This window comes from Nitrosospira briensis (genome assembly GCF_900115125.1).
In the GTDB taxonomy this organism is placed as follows: domain Bacteria; phylum Pseudomonadota; class Gammaproteobacteria; order Burkholderiales; family Nitrosomonadaceae; genus Nitrosospira; species Nitrosospira briensis_A.
Map to the genome: position 1 here is coordinate 661,072 of NZ_FOVJ01000001.1, position 22,121 is coordinate 683,192.

The window sequence follows — 22,121 nt, forward strand, 5'->3', positions numbered from 1 at the left end:
TATTAATATAGACCCGAGCCGGCAAAATGCCAGGGAACCTAGTCATTTTTGATTGGGAAGCTCGGCTTCCTTGAAGGCACCAAAGGATTTCATGGCGCAAAGAATTGTAACTCACGTCATCCGTAATCAGAACGGAGACACCCTCGCCCTTTGCAATCCTGAGGAGGCGTGGACTCAACGCAGAAAAGAGTGGGCCATTTCCGACATTCTTTTGCACCGGCATGAGTATTTTGTTTTCGGCCAGAACAACGGTTTGCGTCGAATCATTGTGGTTAACGACCCGCAGGGAAATTACCTGCGGACCAGCCCTGATTCCCTTCCCGGCAACAACCTGGATTCCTTGCCAGTTATCGAACGCAACCCTTGGGAACTTGCACTTGAAGATGCCGAAGTTCTTGCGGTACACGCCGCGCTGGTCCCGGTTGGACCGGGCCGAGTCCTGCTGATGGGTGGGGATGAGCACGATAAATCCAACGCGGATGGCGGCGATATCCATAACACGCGGTTTTATGACTTCATTATTAACGAAGTACGCGATGTCGGTTCGCCTGAAGCAGATACATTTTGTTGCGGCCATGCCTTTTTGCCGGACGGCCGCTGGCTGGTGGGAGGTGGCACGGAGGAATGGAACGACCCTGGCTTAGAAGATGAACATATCGATATTCATGGGAATCCCCGCAATCATTGGAGCGGAACGCGTGAATGCGCCGCCTACGAGCCCGCTGATGAGCAATGGAGCAGCGTGGCCCCTATGTTACCCGAGCCAGGCCAGGCCACCCGCGGCGGCGGCCGCTGGTACCCGACATTAATTACACTGGCGGATGGCCGTATACTGGCAGTTGGTGGTCATCCCCGTGTAGATCCTGGGGACCCGGCGGTCAATGACGGCCGGCATGGGTCCTGGCTACCGGAGATATACGATGCCGCCACCAACGCCTGGACATACACTGCCGGCCATTGGTTATACGTAGATTGGGTCGATGTTCCGCCCCAGGTCGAGTTGCCCGAAGGGCAGGTCCGGCCCGAGGGCGTATCCAACTATCTATACTATCCCCGGCTGTTTGTGGTGCCCGGAGGCGAGGTATTTCTTGCCTCACCCAACGATGGAAATTGCGGGTGGTACAATCCGGCAACCGGCTTGATCGCTCCGCTACTGCTTGATTCTCCGCCGCACGACGGCCGGGGCTACGCAGAGACCAACCATACTGCTGTCTTGCTGCCCCTCCTCCCGGGTGATGGTTATACCGCGCACGTGTTGTTTCTCGGTTACGAGAGCGCACAGAGAATTTCGCTCGGCGGCATAGATAGAATGATCGATCCGGAGAATCCGCCAAACTGGGAGCCCGCGAGTGTTCGCGACTGGCCCGCCGATCCACCTCTCCGGCGACATGGTTGCAGCGTTCTGCTGCCGACGGGAGAGGTATTCTTCACGGGTGGACTCGATCATGATCAGACAGAGGGCGGCAGTCCTGATAATTCCGCTGTGCTTGAGGGAGAGATCTATAGTCCGGGTATCGATTGGAAAACCAATACCTACAATTTTGCCGATGAGACCTGGACAACCACACCACCCGCCTCCGTCGCCCGCAACTATCATTCGGTAGCACTATTGCTGCCAAACGGCCTTGTCCTGACGGCAGGTTCCAACATCAACGGCAGCAGCGGCGGCGATGATGTCAAAGAGTATCGCCTGGAAATGTACTCACCCTGGTACGATGGCGATCCGGATCGACCGAGAATCACCGGTTCACCCTCAGCGTTGGGTTACGGCGAGAGTTTTCAGGTAATCTCGCCACAGGCGAGCAAGATCGCGCGGACTGCGTTGATGCGCTGTGGTTCCGTAACGCACGCGTGGGATGGAGACCAGCGTTATATCGGGATGGAGTTCGAATTGGTTGCACCTGGCGTGCTTCAGGCAGTGGCGCCACCGGGCGGCGACATCGCGCCGCCAGGACCCTATATGTTGTGGATTGTCGATCAGCAGGGGCGTCCCTGTGAGCAAGCCAGTTTCCTGCTGCTTGCCTGAACGCCGGGTTCCCTGATTTCACCATTTCCCTTCATCCCGGAATTCTATCTGGCCTTCCTGTCCAGTTCAACGACCCGCGAATCGGCCAGGGATAGGAGTTGATCGATGCTCTGATCAATTTGCCCAGCAATTACAGCCGGGATAATATTTTGCGCCAGTGACGCCTCCAGTGCATTTCGCAGACGCGAGGGCTTCTCGGTGAGCAAATGGTCAAGCTCGGTTGGAAGTCCTTGACGAAAGAAACCATAGGCCACCGCGGGTTCCAGTTCGTACTGAAATGACCACTGCGTGTCCAGTCGCACGTAGTGGAGTTGTTCAAAAGAAATGCTTGTTTTGCCGTTAAGGAAATTCAAATCGTCATCAGTCAATTCTTGAGCGGGTTCATTTCCAATGAGCGGCTTCAGCTCGTCCATATGGCGCTCATATTCGGATGGGCCAAGAAATTTGCTTGAAGTTATTTCCAGATCGATCGCCTGCTGCAACGGGGCATTGAATACAATATCCGAAACGGCAATTTCCTCTCCTCCGTCTGCCCCGCCCTCTGCGCCCTGCCCTTCCATTCCACTATCAGGTTCGAAAACGCGGATAATGAGATCGGCTCTTGCTTTTTTCGTCGAGAACTGTCCGGTGTTATACGGAATTTCATAAAATCCATCCGCATCCGTAACGGTTTGCCCGAGCAATATTTCCGATCGCAAATCCCGGTCGAAGGCGCGTACGATAACGTTCGGAAGTGGTGCGCCATCGGGGTAACGAGTTCTGCCCCGGACAATGCATAACGCTTCGACCGTAATGTCGAGGAATTCCTGAATGGCGGCTGACGGCTTCCTGGATTCAGCCACAACGCTACGTTCTGCATCAAACACGCGAACAACCAGATCAGGTCCTGTCCGTCCGTTTGATCGCCAGGCGTAGTCAACTCGATAAGACCCGTCAGGCTGGAGCGCAGCCGCGCTACCACAGGGCAAAAGACCCCGGGCGGGAAGAGAATCGAAGGCACGAACCGTAAAGCCGCGAGCGGTGAGAGGGGCGCCATCATCCTGACAGACTTGCCCGCTAACCGTGTAAATGCGAATTTGAGCGATATCGGGGCTTACCGTCACGGCAGCGATGGTATCGAGCTGATCCCTGAGGCTTTCGGCCTGATCTGATGAAACTTCTTCAAGGGTAAAGCCCCGTTCCCAGAAGATACGGGCGAAATCGCTCTGGCGAGGAATAGGTAGGACAAGCCCGGACAGGGCGCGCAGTTCTCCACCAATAATGATGACACGCGCGGAGTTGCCCGCGATTACACATTTGAAATTATTCGACCCTGCCAGGGTTTCTTTCAATTTTTCGATTTCGCTTGCGCTCAACCTTTCCAGCAATATGCCGCGGGCAAGAATGTGCTGGCGCAGGTGTTTGATACCTTTGACGACAGTCAGCAGTTTTTGGAGAATAGCGAATTTTTTGTCCGGATGACTAAACTGAATGGTAGCTCGCATCTACGTTTTCCTTTTTATTGTCCAGATAAATCGCAAGTTCTTTCCCATCAGGTAATTGCCCTATTCAAGTGTAGCCCATCAGCAATTATAGCGCAGCAGCCAGCTGATTTTTTTTGCCCAGGGACCTGATATAAATCGGTTTGATCTTGTAGCCACTTCATTGCGGCCGTAACAGGACGCGTGGCACAAACAGAGAAACAAGGGGGAAGACAGCTTAATCTACGCATAACTTCCCGCTAGTGAAAGCGCCTGAGACAGATCGTGTGTTAATTAGCGTTCCGTAAAATGGGCATATAAAAAACCCGTCGCTATGGCCCGTTCCACGTGTAGCCGACGATCAACAATAAGTCTTCCACCTCCGCCGGGTCTACCTCCAGATTTTCACCGGCGGGATTGGTCATTTTCAATAGCCAGGTAACAGGCGGAGCCGCCGGCGCCATCTCGATTGCGACATCCTTTTGGCTGAAATGCAACCCGCCATAATCTGCCACTGGAGTTAGTGTCAGGGTCTCGGTCTCCGGCAAAGGAGGTGTCAGGAAAACCGTATAGTTTCCATCCTTGGTGCAGCGTGCCAGCACCAATATCGTGTTGACCGCAAGCGTTTTTCCCTGATCAAGGATACGGAAGCGTTCCGGCGACATTTCCAGTTCGAAGATATTCCCATTGGCCGCATCAACAGGATGGAGGAAGCGGTGCCATTGAGTGGGAAACTCCTGGCGCAGGTCAAACATTCGCAAAGACGGCGTTGTTTGATCAACCTGGAAATAGTCCCGAAGATGCCTGACCGCAGCATTCTTGAAAGGTCCGGCATCTTCCCGGGCGGTATATTTGATGTGCAGGATGGCATCCGAAATCGTGCCGTAATCAAATTGGCGCAGCGGTCTGCCGAAGTCCGCTGAATCTGGGTTCGAGTCGTTGAACAGTTCCAGCGACCATCTACTGATAACGCCCCCACCCTCGAACGGCAAGTAACGCTCGTCGCGGAAACTCAACTCGAACACGCCGCTATCGTTTTGGGCATTACTGGCAGCAATGGCTTTAAAGGGAATATTGTTCTCGATAAAGCGCTCATCATCCGCCAGCCCGCCCTGCTCATCCCTGTTTCGAGGGTAACCACCATCACCGATATTTGTATTAATTCGAATGCTGTTTCTCAGCAAACGCAAGGTGCAGGAAATCGCCGTATAAGGACCGACTACGCAAGGCAGGGTGATGCTCACGGACTTGATGCGGCGGAAGTAGTGGCCGGGGTAGTCGAGGTCTAAGATTTCTTCAGGCAGATCAAAGAGGCAGCGCCCCGTTTCCCGCAACTGAACCATTGCCCGCGGCTCGTGCAGCACCAGGGAAACATGCTTCGTCAGTTCAAATTCGCGCCGGTTCTGCTCCAGGTAAGTAGTTTCGAGTCGGCGCAGGTCATATTGAAGCTTTTCGCCCGCCAGCAATCCTTTCTTAAGGCTGTCCCAGTAGCCGAAACTGATGTAGCTGCTGTCCTGCAAGCCCAGTTCGAAGCGGAAGCACCGCTCCGCCTGTTTCGCCAGGTCGTACGCCAGCCGGTAGCTCTGGAAATATACGCCGGAAATCTCCCCCACCTGCCATTGATACAGCTCCTGGTTCGTGTACTTCGAACGCATGAAGGCATCCGTAGCCTTGGCGTTCTCTATCTGGAGGATGTGATTTTCGAGTTCTTTTTCCGCCATGGAAACTCGGAGTTCGGCAGCGGTGATTTGCTTATCAACTTGAGCAAGCTCCTTTTCTGCTAAACGTTCCTGAAATTTCCATTCCTCCCAACGGCGCTCGTTGCCCGCCTGGGTTGCCATAAGATTTGCTCCCGAGTGCAACGTTCCACCGAGTCCGCTAAAAAAAGCGGCCCAATTAAATGCAGATTCACCTACGTTTCCTCCGCCGTACTTTACTGTTGTAACGGGTGATCCTCCAGCGCCAGAAACACCGATAGTAATCTCAGGTACCAAATGTGCGGTACCTGCTGTCGCATTCAATGTAGTAGCGATCAATTCAGAGAGAATTCCAAGCCCGTGCGTGATCATGGATAATTCTTCCCAAGCATTGACCTTCTCAATATCTCGGTAATAGTTTCTTCTCTCCTCTACGATTGCTTTGGAACGCATCACTCCTGCCAGATTTTCTTTCGCCTCCTCAATCTGCCTTTCCCGCACGGCTTTAACCGCTTCCAGCACCCTGATTTCCAGTTCCTGGCGCAATAACCCCAGCGCCTCGGCATCTTTCTTTTCCAGCGCGGCGAGCAAGGCGCCACCGAGGGCTTTCACGTCATTACATACTTCATTGGCTTTTTGCAGCAGGAGATTGAAACGGTAAAGGGATAGAGGAGCATTCAGGTCAGCCAAAGCGCTGCCGATATCCACGCCACCCGCCACCGCTTTCACCAGTGCACGCGGATCGATCGGCGGCTCGAAGAGCGCCAGTTGGCGCACCACACCCTCGATATTCATGCAGTGGCGAATCTTGTATAGCCGATCGGCAACGGTGTCCCAATAGCCCAGCATCTTGTCGTTCTGCGGTATGCAGAAGTAAAGCATCGGCAGCGGAGCCGGGTCTCCGCCGTCCGATTCGTCACCGGGCAGCACGGGGACGAGGTTCTCCACTTCCACCATCGCGTTCGAGAACTTGTCGAACTCGGTTTCCAATTCGTTGAAACTTTCCAGTGGAGGCTTTGCCTGGGGTGGAATTTTCCTGGGGCGGGGGCCCAGAATTTCAGCCGCGAGAATATATAGTTGAGTTGCCTCGTTGATGCTCTCCATACTGTCCTGGCGGAAAAGGTTGTCACCCCAGGTAATGAGGTTATCCAGGTACTTCATAACCACCGTCTTCTGATAGACCACCGTCCGGTAGTTGGCAATGCGATGCGGCTCGAACGGGTTCCGACGCCAATCCAGCACCTGGTCTTCCAATTCCTTCTTTGCTTCGGCGGAATAGTCCGGCAGGCTCGTATCGCCGGCAAGCATGCGCAAGATATGGTCGATGCGCTGCTGGATATATTCCGGGTCCGTCGTCTCAAAGAATGGTTTCGTAATCCAGTACTTGCTCATCTCGGAGCCGCCCGGCATGGAGCTTTCCACTCCTAGCGGATTAAATATGAGGTGGTACCAATCGCGTGCCTCTTCGAAACGCTGGTTTTTGCTCAATGAATTGGCAACGAGCAAGGGTGCGTGGAAGAACAATTCCCAGTTGTAGGACGAATAGGCGCCATCCGAAGAAAAATCGACCATTTCTTGTGGATAGTATTTCGAGTGTGGATTAGATTGGGGGTTGTTCGGATCGTTGATGTACTCCAATACCGAAATTTGTGGCCGATAGCTATTGAAGAACTTAAAACCCGTGTTTTTCAATTGGGTCTCACGGCTCATCAGGGCAGGAATACCTTTGCTCGGGTTAGAAACCAGGTTTGCGAACTCGCAAACGAAGGGGTGATAAAAATTTTTGAAGTGGAACAGGCGTGAGCGGGATTGAAACAGCGCTGATGCTTGCATGCCTATTTCATAGCGTACGCCTCGCATGTACAAGCGCTCGAATAGATTCTTGATCTGATCGGCTTCGTAAGGCGGCGACTCCTCCGGAAAGTACTGATGCAAATACTGCTCCCAATATTGCCGTTCGCTGGGAGACCAACTCGAAGGGTCAAGGTTATCCAGCCACGTTTCCACCTGGCTCTCGTAGTGAGCCTCTAAGGCCCGGTATCCACTCTTGAGTTCCGGGTAATACAGCCTCACATCGCCGGGCGTGCCGGGAAGGTCTAGTATGATGTCGAGCAAGGGCAGCACGAAGAAGGTCCGTTTCTCGTCGTTATAAAAATAGGGCAACCATACTCCTACAGGCGTAGGAAGGGGAGCAGGAAGTGGAAAAGGACCATTTAGTGGTTCACTCACCAGCAGCATTCGATCGAAATACGATAAATGCCAACCCGGAGACATTTTGAAAATTCCTGGCGTCTCCAATAGAATTTGGGTATCTGAACCGGTGTTAGATTGGGTAGCAAAATTGTTATGTAGCGTGAAATCGTTCTCGTCATCCCACCGAAGCTCCAATTCTTTCCATTTCGCGTAGATGGTCGCCCAGCCAGCAGCTGGCACTTCGGGCTGAAGCGCCGTCCTGAAATCTCCTAAAGAGCGCGCGGATTCAGGTACTCCTTCACACCCGAAAATTTCGAAAGCCGCTCGGTGCGTATAGGTAGCGTGAGAAAGCGCTTGGTACTCTATTCCAACGCGGCCATCCCTATCACTCCTGTCTATAAACAAGAAAAGGCCTTCCTTCTCCAAGTCCTGACGACTTAGGTAATAGGCCTCTCTTTGAAAATAATCTTTTGATGTGCGTTTTGACATCCATTTCCCCTGCCAGCATTCACTAGACACCATTTGCCCTCGGAGGCGCTTGTATACCAATGGCAGTGGGACGTTTTTTTCACCCCCGGAAGGTACGTCTACGGTCGCGTTTCTTCCTTCATCCGGCACTTCCGTGAATACCGGCCAAAACAGAAACAAACGCTTGTTTATCACTGCCGGAATAAGAAAATCTCCCTGAATGTCCAGATCCACCTTCTCCCAAGGCGTCCACTGCCGATAATCGTAGCGGCGGTAGTAATAAAGGTGAGGCTCCGCTCCCGAATTGCGCCCGAACACATGAATGACAGTATCGGCGCCATCGTCCTCCTGGTAGAAACCGGCGATTTCAAGTTGCGCCACGCCGTTCAATTTTTCCAGGTAGTTCAGGAACGCGGTCTCAACGGTATGCTGACTGATTTCATTCTGCAGCAATTCGTTTTCCATATCCTTGAAAAAGGACGACCGGTCTTTTTTCAATTCCGGCTCGATCCAGTTTTCCGGCCATAGGAACACCTTGCGGTTCGCCTCCCATACGCGATATTTGCGCATCCATGTCCACCAGCGCCACGGGCTGTCGCCGTCGTCGCCCTCTGCCTTCACGTTAACGTTGGATTCCAGGCCCATGAAGCAGCGCTGCACGAACAACTGCACCGAGCCCGATGCCTGGGCCAGCCGGCTCGTCAACAGGCAGGAAGACATTTCGATATCGAGCAGATAGTAGGCATACAGGTCGTTCATGTTTTCCCGCTTTTCGCTCGGCGCGTCCGCCGGCGGGGTTTGGGTCAGCAGCCAGGCGGCAAGGGCGTCGCGCTTGCGCTCGCGCAATACATCCTGTATTTCGGCACTCAATATCAGCCACGTCTCGGCGCCCAGCTTGGAGTGCAACAGTTTATTCAGCGTTTTTGCATGATCCGAAGCCATGGTGGCCGCCGCAAAGCTTTGGGCTGTGCCAGCGCTGGCGTTCAGGTTGCCGAGGAAATAAAACACTCGCCGCAAACGCTCCCAGTTTTCCGCAAGCAGGAACTCCGCAGGGTAGACCAGATCGAGCGAGGTGGTCAGTGCTTCCACATCAGCGGCTGGCCAGTTCTCGTACAACCGCTCCACGTCTGCGGCAAAGGCCGCCTTATCGGCGTATTCGCCCGCATTCAATTTTTCCAGCACTTCCAGCAGACTGATTTGCTTTTCCGGAAGACTGTCGCGGAGGCGCATCAGGCGGCTCGTTCGCAGGATGCGGTCAAGATCGGGAAGGGGGTCAGGATCGGGAGGAGGTCCAGGTTTATCCAGCGGCAGAGTCATGAACTCAAGCAGTTTCGCGCCGTCTGTCAGAGCGATGATCATCTCCCATTCAGCCAGGGTGATTTTCCATTTCTTCCAGATAGTCGCAACCCGGTTCGCCCAATACCAGCCATTGAGGGTGGATTCATCGATGGTAAATTCGGCCGTCACGCGCGCCAGCAGGGTTTCAGGCAGGCGGGGGTAGTGTGTCAGCAGGCGGTAAGTCAGCGCCTCGGTCAGGCCCAGCTGTGCGCTGGTCAACTGTACCGCCGCCTTTTCCACCGCTGTTGTGGACAGATAATCCAGGGCCTTGATCGCCGCATTTGCCAGACGCCTTGCAAAAGTGTCATTTCCGGGTCGGGTAGCGTCGATGTCAACGTCCGTCAGCCACACGCGCGGGTCCGGTGGATTGGCACCCTGGGGCTGAGCTGCCAGCTTATTCACCGCCGTCGTATAAGCTGTCTCGTTCGATAACGCAAGGAGCGCGGCCTGCTCATCACTGCTCATGATGCCGGTGAAGCGCAGCAAGCGTTGTTCCGAATCATAGGCGATTTTAGCGGCAAGCTCGGCAGGCAGTTGCGCGGCAAAATCTATCACTTCGGGCAGCCTGGCCAGTGATTCTGAAAATTTTGCCTCGTAGAACTTGACCCGCATTTCCGCCGGAGTTCCCGCGACAGGCGTACCTTTTCTTACGACATTCAGGAAGGCTTCCGCCTCTGCTTCATTCCGGCCGAGTTGTTGAAGCAGGCTGACCAGCAAGGCGGTCAGTCGTTCCTCATCAGTGGGATTGGACAGGAAATCGTATTGGGCGGCGTCATATTCTGTCCGGATAGCCTGCAACTGCTTGCGGAGGCTGGCGAGGAACTTTCTCGCATCCGCTTCTTTGATCGCCGCTCTTGCGTCGCGGTCCGCAGCAAGCAACCAGTTGAGCTCGTCCGGAGAAAACCCGGTATTTTTTACGTGGTCGATCTTTTCCACGAACTCCAACGCCATTTTCGGGTCCGCGAAATACAAAACGTCCTGTTGAATAATTTTCAACAAAACCTTCCAATCTTCCGCGTTATACCCGAGTAACCTCGACAGCCAGGCATGACGCCAGAGAAATGAAAGATTGCTCAGTTTCAGATCATCGGTGATATAGTTCGTACCGTCTGCCTTGGTCAGTTTCTTGAGCAGAACCAGATCGGCTTCGCGAATCCCCAGCGCGGCCAACACAACCGGATGGTGTGCAGTGATATTCTCCCCACCGGGCAGATCGCCGTTGGGCTCAAGTTCAAACGCCGGGTCGAGGGGGTTGATGAGCCGTTTGTTCAGGAACAGGCTCTGGTAAAGCCCATCGCTTCTCTTCTCGTACGCTTTCGTGAATTGAGTCCGGGTATTCAGGTTGCCAAACAAGGCGCACACCTGCTCCACAGTGGCTTTGGCGCCGAAGCGGTTTTTTAATCGGTTGAAGTAGAACAGATTGATCAAAAAAGCATCGTTCAGCAGCCACTCCCCGTCGGCAGGCTGATTGCCGACACCGGGCTGCCGGATGAGAAGATCGAGCTCCCACATCTTCCAGCCCTTGAGCTTTCTCCAAAGCCGCAGGAAGCGGTGGATGCGATCGAGCATTGGCGCATCGAGCGCTTGAACCGCTTTCTGTTCAGCGTCGCATGAGGGGTCACGGTGATGAACAACGATATCGCCCGCGGGATTGATGAATTTCAAATCCAGCAAGGCAAGCAGATCGTTGTACTCCAGTCCCGTTTTGTCGAGAAAATTCTTGACGTTTCCGACTATCTCAAGCCAGTTCGCTTCTTTCTCTCCCCAAACCGCCTGCTGCCCGTCTACTGTAGGGTCAGCTACCAATATGAGCCGTCTTTCATCGAAATCAGCGTCCGGGTCCGTGCTGATACCAAAATACTCGGCAGCGATATCGCCTTCGGAAGGATCGTTGGGCGAGGCCGAACTTCTCAGGGTGCGCATCAAATCCCAGCGCTGGAGCCCGGATTTTTGAAATCCCGCCCTCACCTCCTCGGCGAACAGGTCAAACGGCAGGCTTGATGGATACTTGGCTGTACTTAATTTCCCATAAGCTTTGGGATTCACGTACTGCGGATAAGCCCGCAGCTCGGCAGCGGTGGCTTTCGTGTTGCGGAGGATTTCCGCGAAAAAATTTGCCGTCCCTTTTTTCTTCAACAGATAAGTCACGTCGTCGCCATGCACCACCCACCGGTCTGGAATTGTGGGGTTAACCTGCGAGAGTGAAAAATCAGCGCCCAGGGCTATCTTTTCTTTATCCTCATTAATTGGATCGAGAAACGCGTCTTCAAAGGCTTGGGCAACGGCCGCTTTCGCGGCGGCAGGATCGGCAGGAATGGCGGTGAAACCGACCATCTCCAGGTCGTTTTCGCCTTCTGCATCTATCGCGTCTTCCAGCACTTCGCACACCACGTCTATGTAAGGAAAGGTTGTCAACGCGTTGGCGCAATTGAGTTCAATGAAGCCCAGATCGGGGCGGCGAGCGAACAGCACGTCCTTTACCGTTTGGCCGGGCTGCGCGGGATTCGATGCTTCGCGGTCCTTGAGGAACATCAGCAAGTCGGCAAAGTAAGCGGCAGGGCCGAGCACGGAGCGGCAGTGCTCGCATTCGCACAGATCGCCCGTTCTGAACAAGTTCTCCCAGTTGGGGAAGGTTTTCAACGCCTCGTCATTGTTTTTCAGTGCCAGGGGTAGCCTCTCGGCTTCCAGCCCCTTGAGATCGGCAACGATTGTCAGCACGGCGGCATGGGTATCGGCAGCGCGATTCCAGGCAAGGCGGGCGGTATTGGGAGTGAAGCCAGGCTGACTGGCATAGCGGCGCACGAACTCGCTCTTGCCCATGCGATAAACCTTCTGCGCGGAATGAAGGCCATCCGCCAGGAGCGCGTCCGTTCCCTCAAAAGTGGGAACGAGCTTGAACACGCGCTGCACGGCTTTCAGTTCCAGTCGGAAACTCTCATCGTCCGCCAATGCCTGTAAGCCGGGTCGATCGCTGTTCTTCAAAAAATCATCGACTGGCGTGTTCAGCAATTCAAATTCCGGGTTACGGTCAAGAAATGTCCTCAGCGACTCGGCGTGAGGCATTCCACGAGCACCGCCATTATTCAGGGCGCGGTCCAGCCCGCCTGAAAACGCGGTGGTGGGAAAAGCGAGCCTGAACTCCCGTGCGAGCGTTTTTCCATAGACTTCCGCATCCGGGAATTTCTCATCTCCGGGAATCGCCCCCATCTCGAAGGGCAGCTTGATGACTCCGTCCGCGTGTCGCGTCTTGATCAGGTCCACCCATTCAGCCTCGCTCTTTTTCGCCAGGGTGCGGATCTGCTCAGGCCGCCGGACATCGAATTCCTCTTTCAATACCTTGACTACGGAAAAATCGCTCCGCGTCAGTTGGGTGAGCTGAAAGGAGGTACGCAGATCGGCAATTTCAGATTTCTCGAAAGATGGATCTTCTTCAAGCGCATCCAGTAGCTCAGGTGTGGAGGCCTTGTATTGATTGAACAGGCGGGCAAATTTTTGCTGCTTCGGTCCGCCCGTGATCCCGGCATGGGCCAGGGCCGATTTCACAAATGTCGGCTTCTCGTCAGACAAAATACGCCCGGCGATGAATTGCAAAAAGGCGTCTATCCAGGCATCCACATTCTCCTGAGGGACTTCGGCTATTTCCTTCTGCTTGAAACTGCTGGCTAGCGCCCTCCTGACAGCGGCGCCATCGAGCGACGGCAACGCATCCAGCAGCGTGGACAACTGCTCCGCCAAGCTTTTACCTTCGGTGAATTCGTAGATGGAGCTGCCCAGCAATGCAAACCAGAACTCCGCTGGAAGAAACCGTTGCTGCTGCTCCAATCTGTGCGCCAACACGAAGCGGGCGAGGTCTTTTTTTTCGAAGCCGGTTTCGCCGGAAAGAAAGCTAATATCCTGATGCTTTTCGTCTTCCTCCAGTTCCGCCACCGTCACGCCTCCAAGCAAAGGCTTGAGCGTGCACTCTATTCTTTCAATCAGCGTCGGCAGTTCCGTCGCCTCGGCGGGAATGGTCAGGTCGACCGTGGCAGCAGGCGGTGCGTTAAACAGTATGGGCGAAGCCACCAGCTCGGCGCCGCTAGGCGCAAGGGCTTTGACGACGAGGTCGGCATTCCTTTTTTCGGCGGTGCGAAACTGACTTTCGGAATACTGAATCTGATAGTTGCCCTGCCGGTCAGTCTTGCTTTGCCCCAGAAACTCTTCATTGCGCAAATCGCGGTCGACGGCGACAACAATGATATCTGCGGCCGGAAAGCCATCGAAAAAGCGCACCGTGCCCCCCACGCTGCGTGTCGCTTCACCTCCCTGGCCGTCCTGTGAATCGCCCAGTTCATCCAGCAAGCGGTTCATGGCATTGGCAGTGGGTTCATCCACTACACCGCTCACTTCAAGGCCATGCTCTTCCTGAAATCTGCGCACCAGCTTTGACGTCGCTTCGTCAAACTTTTGCTCGGCCTGAGCTAGGATTAGCTTGGTGGATAGCTCCCGGCGAGCTTCAGGGTCCTCCTTGAGAATTAAACCCTTATTGAGAAAACGTCGGAGCGCGGCCTGCAAATCCTCGACATCGGCGCCTTCCATCTGAGATTTCAGGAACGAGATTATTTTTTTCAAGGTAGCTCTCCTTTGATTCTTAACCTAGACTGCTGGTCTCCGAGGTCTGGAACGATATAAGGCCAAACCATAGCGTCAGACCCGAGCTCGTCTTATCACTTTCCTTCCCTATCAATTGACTCTGACCCCATTGATTTCTATCGACTCCGACCCCATTGATTACGTCTATGATAAAAATTGCTGTAGGATGGGTGGAGCGAAACGCAACCCATCAATTCAATTCAATGCTGGGTCAATGATGGGTTACGGCTTTCAGCCTCCACTCATCCTACTAAGGCTTATGGTGCGGAGCCTTATCTGATCTACTCAAAGGGAAGGGTTGGCAAGTTCTTGATCATATGACTCTGACCCCATTGATTCTGCCCGACCCCATCGATTTTTGATCGATGAACTCCGTTGATCAACGCATTTCTTTCTCGTATTCCTCCATCATTTCCCAGATGCTGGGTCCCCCAAACAGTGCGTCCCCCAGTTCGTCCCATCCATAGCTCACCGCACCAATCCCTGCACCGATTATTGCGCCGGGCCCCGCGCCTATTCCTCCCGCAGGCGCGCCTGCCGCCGCACCGAGAGCAGCGGCAGTTCCTACGGCAGTTAGAAATCCTCCTGTTTTTGCCGCCGTCTCACTCCCACCTAATTTTCTAATACCTTTTTCTACCAGACCTGGAGCTTCAGCAGCGATTATCCCGGCGATCGTACCCCTTATCGCACCCCTCGGGCTTGGCGCTGGATCTAGTGTTCTGACACCCTGCCCACTTGTGGGGATGAATTGCGGTTTCTGCACGCTTTGCGGTTTTACGGCGAACGCAGTCTGCTGCTGCGTCGCGGTGGGGTTTGACCACGCTTTTACGGGGGCTCCACTGTGCGCGAATGGCAATTTGAGTTGCGCTGAAGTGCTTTTCGCGGGAGGTGCAGGAGGTGGCGCCACCACTGCCTCCGTCCTCTTCGGCAAATTCTTCGCTAGCGGCGCAAGCGCCTTAACATGCGGCTCGGGTGGCGGTTGCTTTATTTTTGTCCCCGCCGGAACGGTGGTATCCACGGAATGGTTTCCGTCCCATTTCCGTCTGAAGCCTCCGGCAGCGCCAGCAATTTTTCCAGCAACTTTACTTTCGTGCTGTGCGCTCATGTTCTTGGAGCCGGGTTCGGGCTGCAGTGGAACCTGGGTTCCTGCGGGTTGCGTATTGAATGATTGGCCTTTCGGATGTGCCCAATTGGCGCCTGCTTGAGAGCCAAACCATGTGTCGAGAACGCGCAGTGCCGCTCGTTGGAGACTCGTTATGCCTCGCGACACTCGGGTTGCGATCGGGTGAATCTGCAACCTCTTCTGTTCCATCAGCCAGAGTTGCTTTTCTTCTCTGCCACTGGGATCCGACGCGATGATGGGATTGCCATTTACATAGAGATAGAGATTCGGACCGGCTATCAATCCAGAAGGATCTGTGCTCGCCCAGCGCGCCAGCCACGGCATGTAATACCTCGCCCCATGGTAGTTAAATCCGCTCTCCTCATCCCGCTCCATCCCCGTATACCGATACCGCTTTGGCGTTTCCGTCTGGCCACTCACCGCTTGATAAGAAGTGCTGCCGTAAGGGCTGTACTCCTCATATGAAATGATCCGCCCTTGGTCATCCAACTCCAGGGAGGCTGACCCAAGATGATTTCCGAATTGGAAGCGGATGAGCTGCGCAGGTGTATCGTCCTCACCCCGAGTTGTTCGCGTCTCGACCAAGGCAATGCGCTGCTTGTCATCCATGATGTGCAGCGTCTCGCGCTCCAGCTTGATGTCGCTGCCATTGCCATTGAATTCGTGGTAGATTTCGAAACCGCCGAGATAGATCCGCTCGCTCTTACGGGTACCGTTTCGCCTTTCGGTAACCTTGCGTACGCGCTGCCCCCTGGCATCGTAGACGTACCAGGTGCGCTCCCCCTGGTGCTGCGTACCATCTTCATCCTCGGCATTTACCGCCTGGCGCTGGGTCATTTGCAACTGGTCCTTGAAATCCCACTGCATGACTTGCAACTGCGGCATGCGCAGCATGTTGCCGTGAGGGTCGTACCCATCGCCATTGGTGCTATAGGTTTCGGTAATCGCGCCAATGGTGGTGCTGGTGAGGCGGTTGCTTTTTTGGGTGGGTTCGAGCAGGCTGGGTTCAAGGTAGTCGTAGGTGCGCGTCCAGCCGGGATGGGCGGGATCGGTGCCGCGGTGCTGTATCTCCTCGAAATTGCCGACCGCGTCATAAAGGTAGCGCTCGACATACTGCCCCATCACGTTACGATCGCCTTGGTGCAGCAGACCCACGCGGCCCGCGTCGTTATAGGAATGAGGAATGGGCGCTCCTCCCATTTGTCCCAGGTGCTCACGCCCCGTGGCCTCGATCAAGCGGTAAATAGCGTCATAAATGTAGTCGGCACTTGGCTCCACTCGCCTGTTGCGGAAGTAGATAGCCTGCTGGGCGTCATCGCGGATATGGGTGATGTTGCCGGCCGGGTCGTAAGTATAGTGCAGGTTCTGCACCTGGCAGCCGGGCCAGCCGGCCGGAGCCGGTTGGGGACAGTCGTCGGGAAAGGCAGTAGCGTCCCGCCGGGTAAGCAGGTGAACGAGACGGAAAGTCAGGGGGTCATAATCGTAGAGTGTGCTCGCGCCGTTGCCATAGTCAATACGCATCCGCTGACCTTTGGCGTCGTAGTCGATGTTCGTCACCGCATGAAAATTGGCGGTGTCGGGGTTGAGCCAATCCTCAGGCTCACTGCCGTGATCGAGCCACGCATGCATTTCTTCCAGCAGGTTCGCTTCGTTATAGATAGGCTGGATAACGTTGATCTTTGCGTTTGGCTGGTTGCTGTGGGGCGCAATCAATTGAATTGGCCGGTTGAGCGCGTCGTAGCGGGTGCGGCTGGTGTAGATATCAGCTTCTAACTGAATATCGCCAGACCAGTCGAGCGTGGTCTTGTATTCGATGGCAAGCTGACGCTGGCTGCGCAGGGCGTTGCCCTTGAAGTCGTATTCGTCCGTAGTCACAATGCCCGCCTGGTCGAAGAACTGGACCACCTTGCCCCGCAGGTTGCCGCTTTCGGGGTCGGGCTGCGTTTCGCCATAGGTGGTATGCCCGACCAGCAGCTCCGTACCCTCGCCTTCTTGCAGGAAGGAATCCATCGGACGCCGCAACGGATCGTAGACCGTGTGGAACCGATGATCGCGGCTATCCCAGGCATAAATCGCATTGCCCGCCACATCGTTCAATACCCAATGCTCGCCTGCCTCCATGCTGGCCTGATGGATGCGGGCTTGGGCTGCTTCTTCGTCCTCCGCTGGCCCAGCTATGTCGTAGTCGTAGCGCATGACGATGTGGCCGTTGGCGTCGATGACTTCGCGCTGGTTGCCTTCGATATCAAAAATGACACGCGTCGCGTAGAACTCCTCGATGGGTGGGTCGGCTTCGGCCGTATCAGTGCGCTTAAACTTGTTGTGGGCGACAGTAAGAAAGCTGCGCCCGAGCGAGTCGGCATGGGTAGCGGTTGGGGTTGCAGCATGGACTGCAGTTTTCAAGGCGGCGGCCTGTTCCTGCGGGCCGAGCGCGCCACCTTCGCGCTGGGCGTACCAGGTCCGCAAATAATCCTCCTCCGGCAAGCGTCGGAAGAAGTCGCCTACATCCGGGTCGGTCTTGGGATCAGCGATGAGTACCGTATCGTTGACATCCCAGGTTTCGGTACGCCAGGGATTTGAAACCACCTTTTCCCAAGTGTGGTTGGGGTGCAAGGTGCCGACCACACGCTCGACGGGATCATAGAACAGTACCGTACTCACGCCCACCTGCTTGCCGAAGCGGAAGTCGTGGCTGTCGTCGAAAAAAGGCTCGTACTGGCGTACCGGTTTGCCCTTGTTGTTGAAAATGGTCCAGCCGCTACCAACCCAGCGAGTGCTTACAACCGGGCCATCTTCGATCACCGGACCCGCTTCCGCCTGTATCTTTTTCTGGATTTCGCGCCCGAAGCCGTCGGAATAGCTGAAGCTCACCTGGATTTTCAGCTCTCCCGCTGGTAGCGGGTCACTCACGTGGGTCTCACGGGCGAGCGTGGCGGCATATACTGGTTTCGCGACATCGCCGAGGCGGTAGTAACGATCGACGTCGTAGATGATGCGCGTCGTTGCTCCTGCGAGAAGGGTGTTGGTGATGGGCCCCCTCTGGTCGGTAAAGAAGGCATCGATCTGGCTTTGATCGAGGTCAGGCAGGAAACCTTCCAGCGAATCGCCCTCCACCAGTGCGGGAGTCGGTTTGCCCATGACTGCCGTACCCACAACCATGCCCAGCGCATCAAAGGCCATCGCTGTACGGTTGCGGTTGGGGTCGCTAATCAGCCAGGGCTGGAGCACCCGGTAGTCGTTACCCTCTCGCGTTATGGTGCCAGAAGTATCCCGTTCTCCGACGGTAACGCGGTTATCCAGTGCGTCGCGGGTCTCCAACAGCAGCAGATCGTACGCGTCGTAAGTGAGAATGGTCTCTGTGCTGACCGCATCGGTATGGAATGGATTGCGGTAGCGGTGCGGGAGGAAAAAATGCTGGCGCGCGTAGGCAAACTCTTGCACGGGCGTGTCGCCACTGTCCGGCGAGAGAAAGACGCGCCCGGAAGGAATCCACCACTCGTCTTCAGCTTCGGTGTGGACGTAACGGCCGTCGGTTTCCAGCATGGCATCGGAGACTCTATCGCCATATACCGTGGTGATCAGTCCGGGCGTGAAAGCAAGCTTGTAGCTCTCCCCTGGCAGGGCGAGCGGCTCGATTATGCCGAGCGGCAGAAGGGCGAGTACATCGCCAGCGGCTACGCCAAGGTCATCCGGGCGGTAGTATATACGTTCATGCTCGATCAATCGCTTCTGCAACGCCTGGTCGGCGGGACTCTGTTCATAATCTATAGCGGTAGCGGCGATGCCAGCCGCCAGCACCTCTGCAAACGTCAATCGCCCCGCAGGGGCGGGTGCATCCACACCGGTCAACTGATAGGTGCGGGTTTCACAAGGGAGGGGCGTGCGATGATCATCCGCGGCGTCGATGGTATTTGTGACGCCATTCTCCGTGTAGATAATCAGCATCTGAGCCTGCTTCGCCTGATCCTCCGCATCCAGATCGGAGTCCGGCTGGCGGCGGCCGTAACCTACCGCAGCTTGTTTCAGCACGTTGCCGAAGTTGTCCACCTCCAGTGTCAGGACGTGAGCGTCCCGAGAATCGGTAGGATTCCGCTCGTAATGGTGATTGATGGTTTCGTGCGCGTGGGTTAAAAAGACGCCGTAAGGATTCTGACCGCGCCGTTGTAATACCTGAATAGCGAAGTTCTGCTCGGTTACGGTATAGGGGTCTTTCTCCTTGGTCGAGCCGTCGAGAGCGTAGACCTCCTGCCGCAGCATGGAGCCCTTGAGGGCGCGACAGGCTTCGCGCTCTTCTTCGAGCGTCAATCCGGACGGCATGACGGTGTCAGGTAGCAGGCGTTCCCGTGCCTGGTCCGGGCTCAGCCCCGGTTCGTGGTAATACTCATCCTTGTTGTTACCATTGAGCAGCCCGGCGAAGAAATCGGACACATGGTTGCGCCCCACATAGATACCGGTGTGGAACCAGGTCTTGGTATGGACTGGCGGCACATGCGAAGCGAGGTCGATGTTGGTGGACTCCGACAGTGCCCCTCCCTCCGCGAGCGTGGCAAATTCTTCCGTATCCCACTGCTCGACCATGCCGAAACCGTGGAACTCGCGTTCCACGCCGTCGAAGTAGCCGTGGTGGTACGCGTAGCGGGTGACGAAGCGGTTGCGGCTGATATGGTCGTGTGTTTCAACCCGCTCGACCACATGCACGGGAAACGGCAGGCGGGTGATCCAGGGTTTGCGGTCGCGCTTGTCCTGTAAATAGAATTTGGTGGAGGAAGCGTAGTGAACGCGGGTTTCGGCACCTAAGTTATTGATGCTCTTGACCAGTAAATGCGGTTTCTGCCCGCCCATCAAATCGACATAGCGCATGTGCCGCTGCGCATCGCCGGGTAACGGCGACGACCAGACCAGGCAGGCGGTGCCGTTGCCGAGCAGGTCGGTAGGGTGGATGCTGACCAGTTCGTCCACTCTTGGGAAGACGGGTAGCGGTTGGGGCTGGCCCCAGCTATTGCCGGACTGGTTGAAATAGAGGCGTACGCCATCCTGGTGCAGGTAGATGATGTCGGTGGTTCCGGTTCCGTCAATATCGGCCAGGCGGATGCGCTTGTGCTCGAATTGCTCCTGCCTGTCGAAGTGGGGGGCATTATCCATGTCAACCTTCGCGCCAAACCGGCAATAGCCCAGGTTGGGCCAATAGCAGGCCTCGCCGTTACGGATACGCACGAGATCGGTCAGTCCGTCGCCACTCATGTCGGCGAGATAGATCGATTCTGTGCCATCGGCAAACACGAGGCGGGCGCCTTTTTCTTCATCCAGCGCCTGTTGTACCCGCCGTGCCGGGCTGAAACCCTCTTCCGCGAGGGACGCATGCCAAATGAAAGCGTCATTCTCGCTGATCAGCACGTCGGCGTGGCCGTCCCCATCCAGATCAACGAATTTGAGATTGGGATCGCGCATATCGCGATAGAGCCGCGAGGGGAAGGGGCGGAAAGATGTCCAGCCTTCCCCTTCGTCGTGTTCATAAAGGCCTGGCACCGGGTCATTCATCACCACCAGGTCTGGCTGGCCGTCACCGGCAAGGTCCATGAACTGTGCCGCTGGCTGAGCCTGCCCGCCCGCACCTCCGCCATTCACGCCTACGTTTGGCTTGATGGCAATGCGTTCCACTGGCGCGAACTCAACCTGCTTCTCGCTGATAGGGCTGATGTTGCGTTTGTAAAACCAGGCATCCGCCTGCTCGGTGAGGATGCCCGGGATGCCCTCGCCGTGCAGGTCGGTCCACTGATACGCTGCTTCGTCCACCCCAATAGGCAGGTTCTCCAGGCTGGTGGGATCCACCTCATGCACCGTATCCTGCACGATGGGTTGGGTATATTCATACTCAAGCGGAGGCAGGCTGTGCTTGAGATAGCCACTATTATTGCGCTTGTAGCCGCTTTGGGTAACGGCCAGCAGGAAGGTGTAGACCGGGTTGCGAGCGTTCGTCGGATCTTCTTCGTGCGAGTAAGTGAAGTCCGTGGAGCGCACCAGGCAATCGCTGCCCACTCCTTCTTCGCCCGGAAAATGATGAAACATCAGGACCCGCTGGCACAGGCGTGTGGTACGCACCTCGAAACCCGCACGGTAAGTGGAGAACGGGTCGGCGCGATGTGCCCAGTCCCCCGCATCTCCAGGTTTCGGGTTCTCGGCGTCGTGCTCGCCATAGTCGAAGACAACCTCGAACATCCAGACGGCGTTATCGAGCTGTTCCTGGGTCAGGACACGAGGACGGCGCCCGGTCTCATCCAGCAGCGAAGTACGGTTGCCGTAAAAGATGTGCTTCAGGTACTGGTTTGCAGTGCGCTGAGGGCTGACATGTTCCCCGCGATTACGCTCGTGTGCCTGGGAGAGGTTGACGCCAATGTCGTCTTCTGCCTTGTATTTGTAGAGAACTGCATTGCCCTTGTCGTCGCGCGTTTCGCAAATCAGCCAACTGAAAATACGCAGCGGGTCGGAGGGATCCGCAATACGCGAGTTGGTGTCCTTACCGTACAGGGTGAGGATGTTGTCCCTGGAGATGGAGCGCCAGTGAATGTCTCCGTTTTCATTTGAGGTCCATCGCTCTATACGGGCGAACAGACCCTCTACCCGTGGGCGGTAGCGGTGGATGGTGTAGGCAGGATCAGTTGTCGTATCCTCGAACCGGCTGCCGTCGAGCAGGAGTTCGGGCACGAGATCCTCGGCGCCGGAAAGGATGAAAATGTCGGATTCCTCGGCATCGAAATATTGCGGCAAGCCTTTGTCTGTTTTGCGAGTGATGGAGGGCAACGACAGGCTCCAGCCGAACCCGAACGGGCCGTTACCTGAGCCGGAGTCGTAGGAAAGGGAGAGTTGCGGTCCAAACCCACTACGACCTGGACTGGTTGCTATAGGCACCGACATCGAACCTGTGCCGGTTACCGGATTAGCGGCGAACTTTTCGCCTATGCCTCTGATCGCGCCGCCACCTTTGGGCAGGGAGATGGAGGGGGCAGCGAGCTTCTGCTGGTCTTTATCCTGATTGGTAGGCTTGGCTTCCGGAGCCATACGATGCCTCTACTATTGGTTGTGGGGTAGTAAAGCGAAGTGCAACCCATCGTTGTTTCGATGGGTTGCGCCATGCTCCACCCATCCTACGAACTCCCGGCTACGAACGATGGTGATGCAACCGGTCCCAT

The 22,121-nt window shown here is 55.6% G+C and carries 4 protein-coding genes; 1 reads left to right on the forward strand and 3 read right to left on the reverse strand.

Annotation, left to right across the window (positions count from 1 at the left end):
- Positions 1-91 precede the first annotated feature (91 nt).
- Positions 92-2,026 (forward strand): galactose oxidase early set domain-containing protein, encoded by a 1,935-nt coding sequence (locus BMZ14_RS03060; protein WP_143071868.1) that lies wholly within the window; start codon positions 92-94, stop codon positions 2,024-2,026.
- A 44-nt stretch (positions 2,027-2,070) separates the two neighbouring features.
- On the opposite strand, the gene BMZ14_RS03065 is transcribed toward BMZ14_RS03060, so the two are convergent.
- From BMZ14_RS03065 to BMZ14_RS03075, 3 genes are all read right to left on the reverse strand, one after another.
- Positions 2,071-3,510, reverse strand: coding sequence for a carboxypeptidase-like regulatory domain-containing protein (locus BMZ14_RS03065; protein WP_074794487.1), 1,440 nt, complete (start codon positions 3,508-3,510; stop codon positions 2,071-2,073).
- Positions 3,511-3,818: 308 nt separating this feature from the next.
- A complete protein-coding gene (locus tag BMZ14_RS03070; protein ID WP_074794490.1) occupies positions 3,819-13,790 on the reverse strand; it encodes a Tc toxin subunit A-related protein in 9,972 nt (3,323 codons plus the stop codon).
- Positions 13,791-14,190: 400 nt separating this feature from the next.
- Positions 14,191-21,990: a SpvB/TcaC N-terminal domain-containing protein gene (locus BMZ14_RS03075; protein WP_074794493.1), complete on the reverse strand. Its 7,800-nt coding sequence runs from the start codon at positions 21,988-21,990 to the stop codon at positions 14,191-14,193.
- Positions 21,991-22,121: the final 131 nt, after the last annotated feature.

Coding starts and splice junctions, on each gene's coding strand:
- BMZ14_RS03060 (WP_143071868.1), top strand. CDS start 92: ATGGCGCAAAGAATTGTAACTCACGTCATCCGTAATCAGAACGGAGAC.
- BMZ14_RS03065 (WP_074794487.1), bottom strand. CDS start 3,510: ATGCGAGCTACCATTCAGTTTAGTCATCCGGACAAAAAATTCGCTATT.
- BMZ14_RS03075 (WP_074794493.1), bottom strand. CDS start 21,990: ATGGCTCCGGAAGCCAAGCCTACCAATCAGGATAAAGACCAGCAGAAG.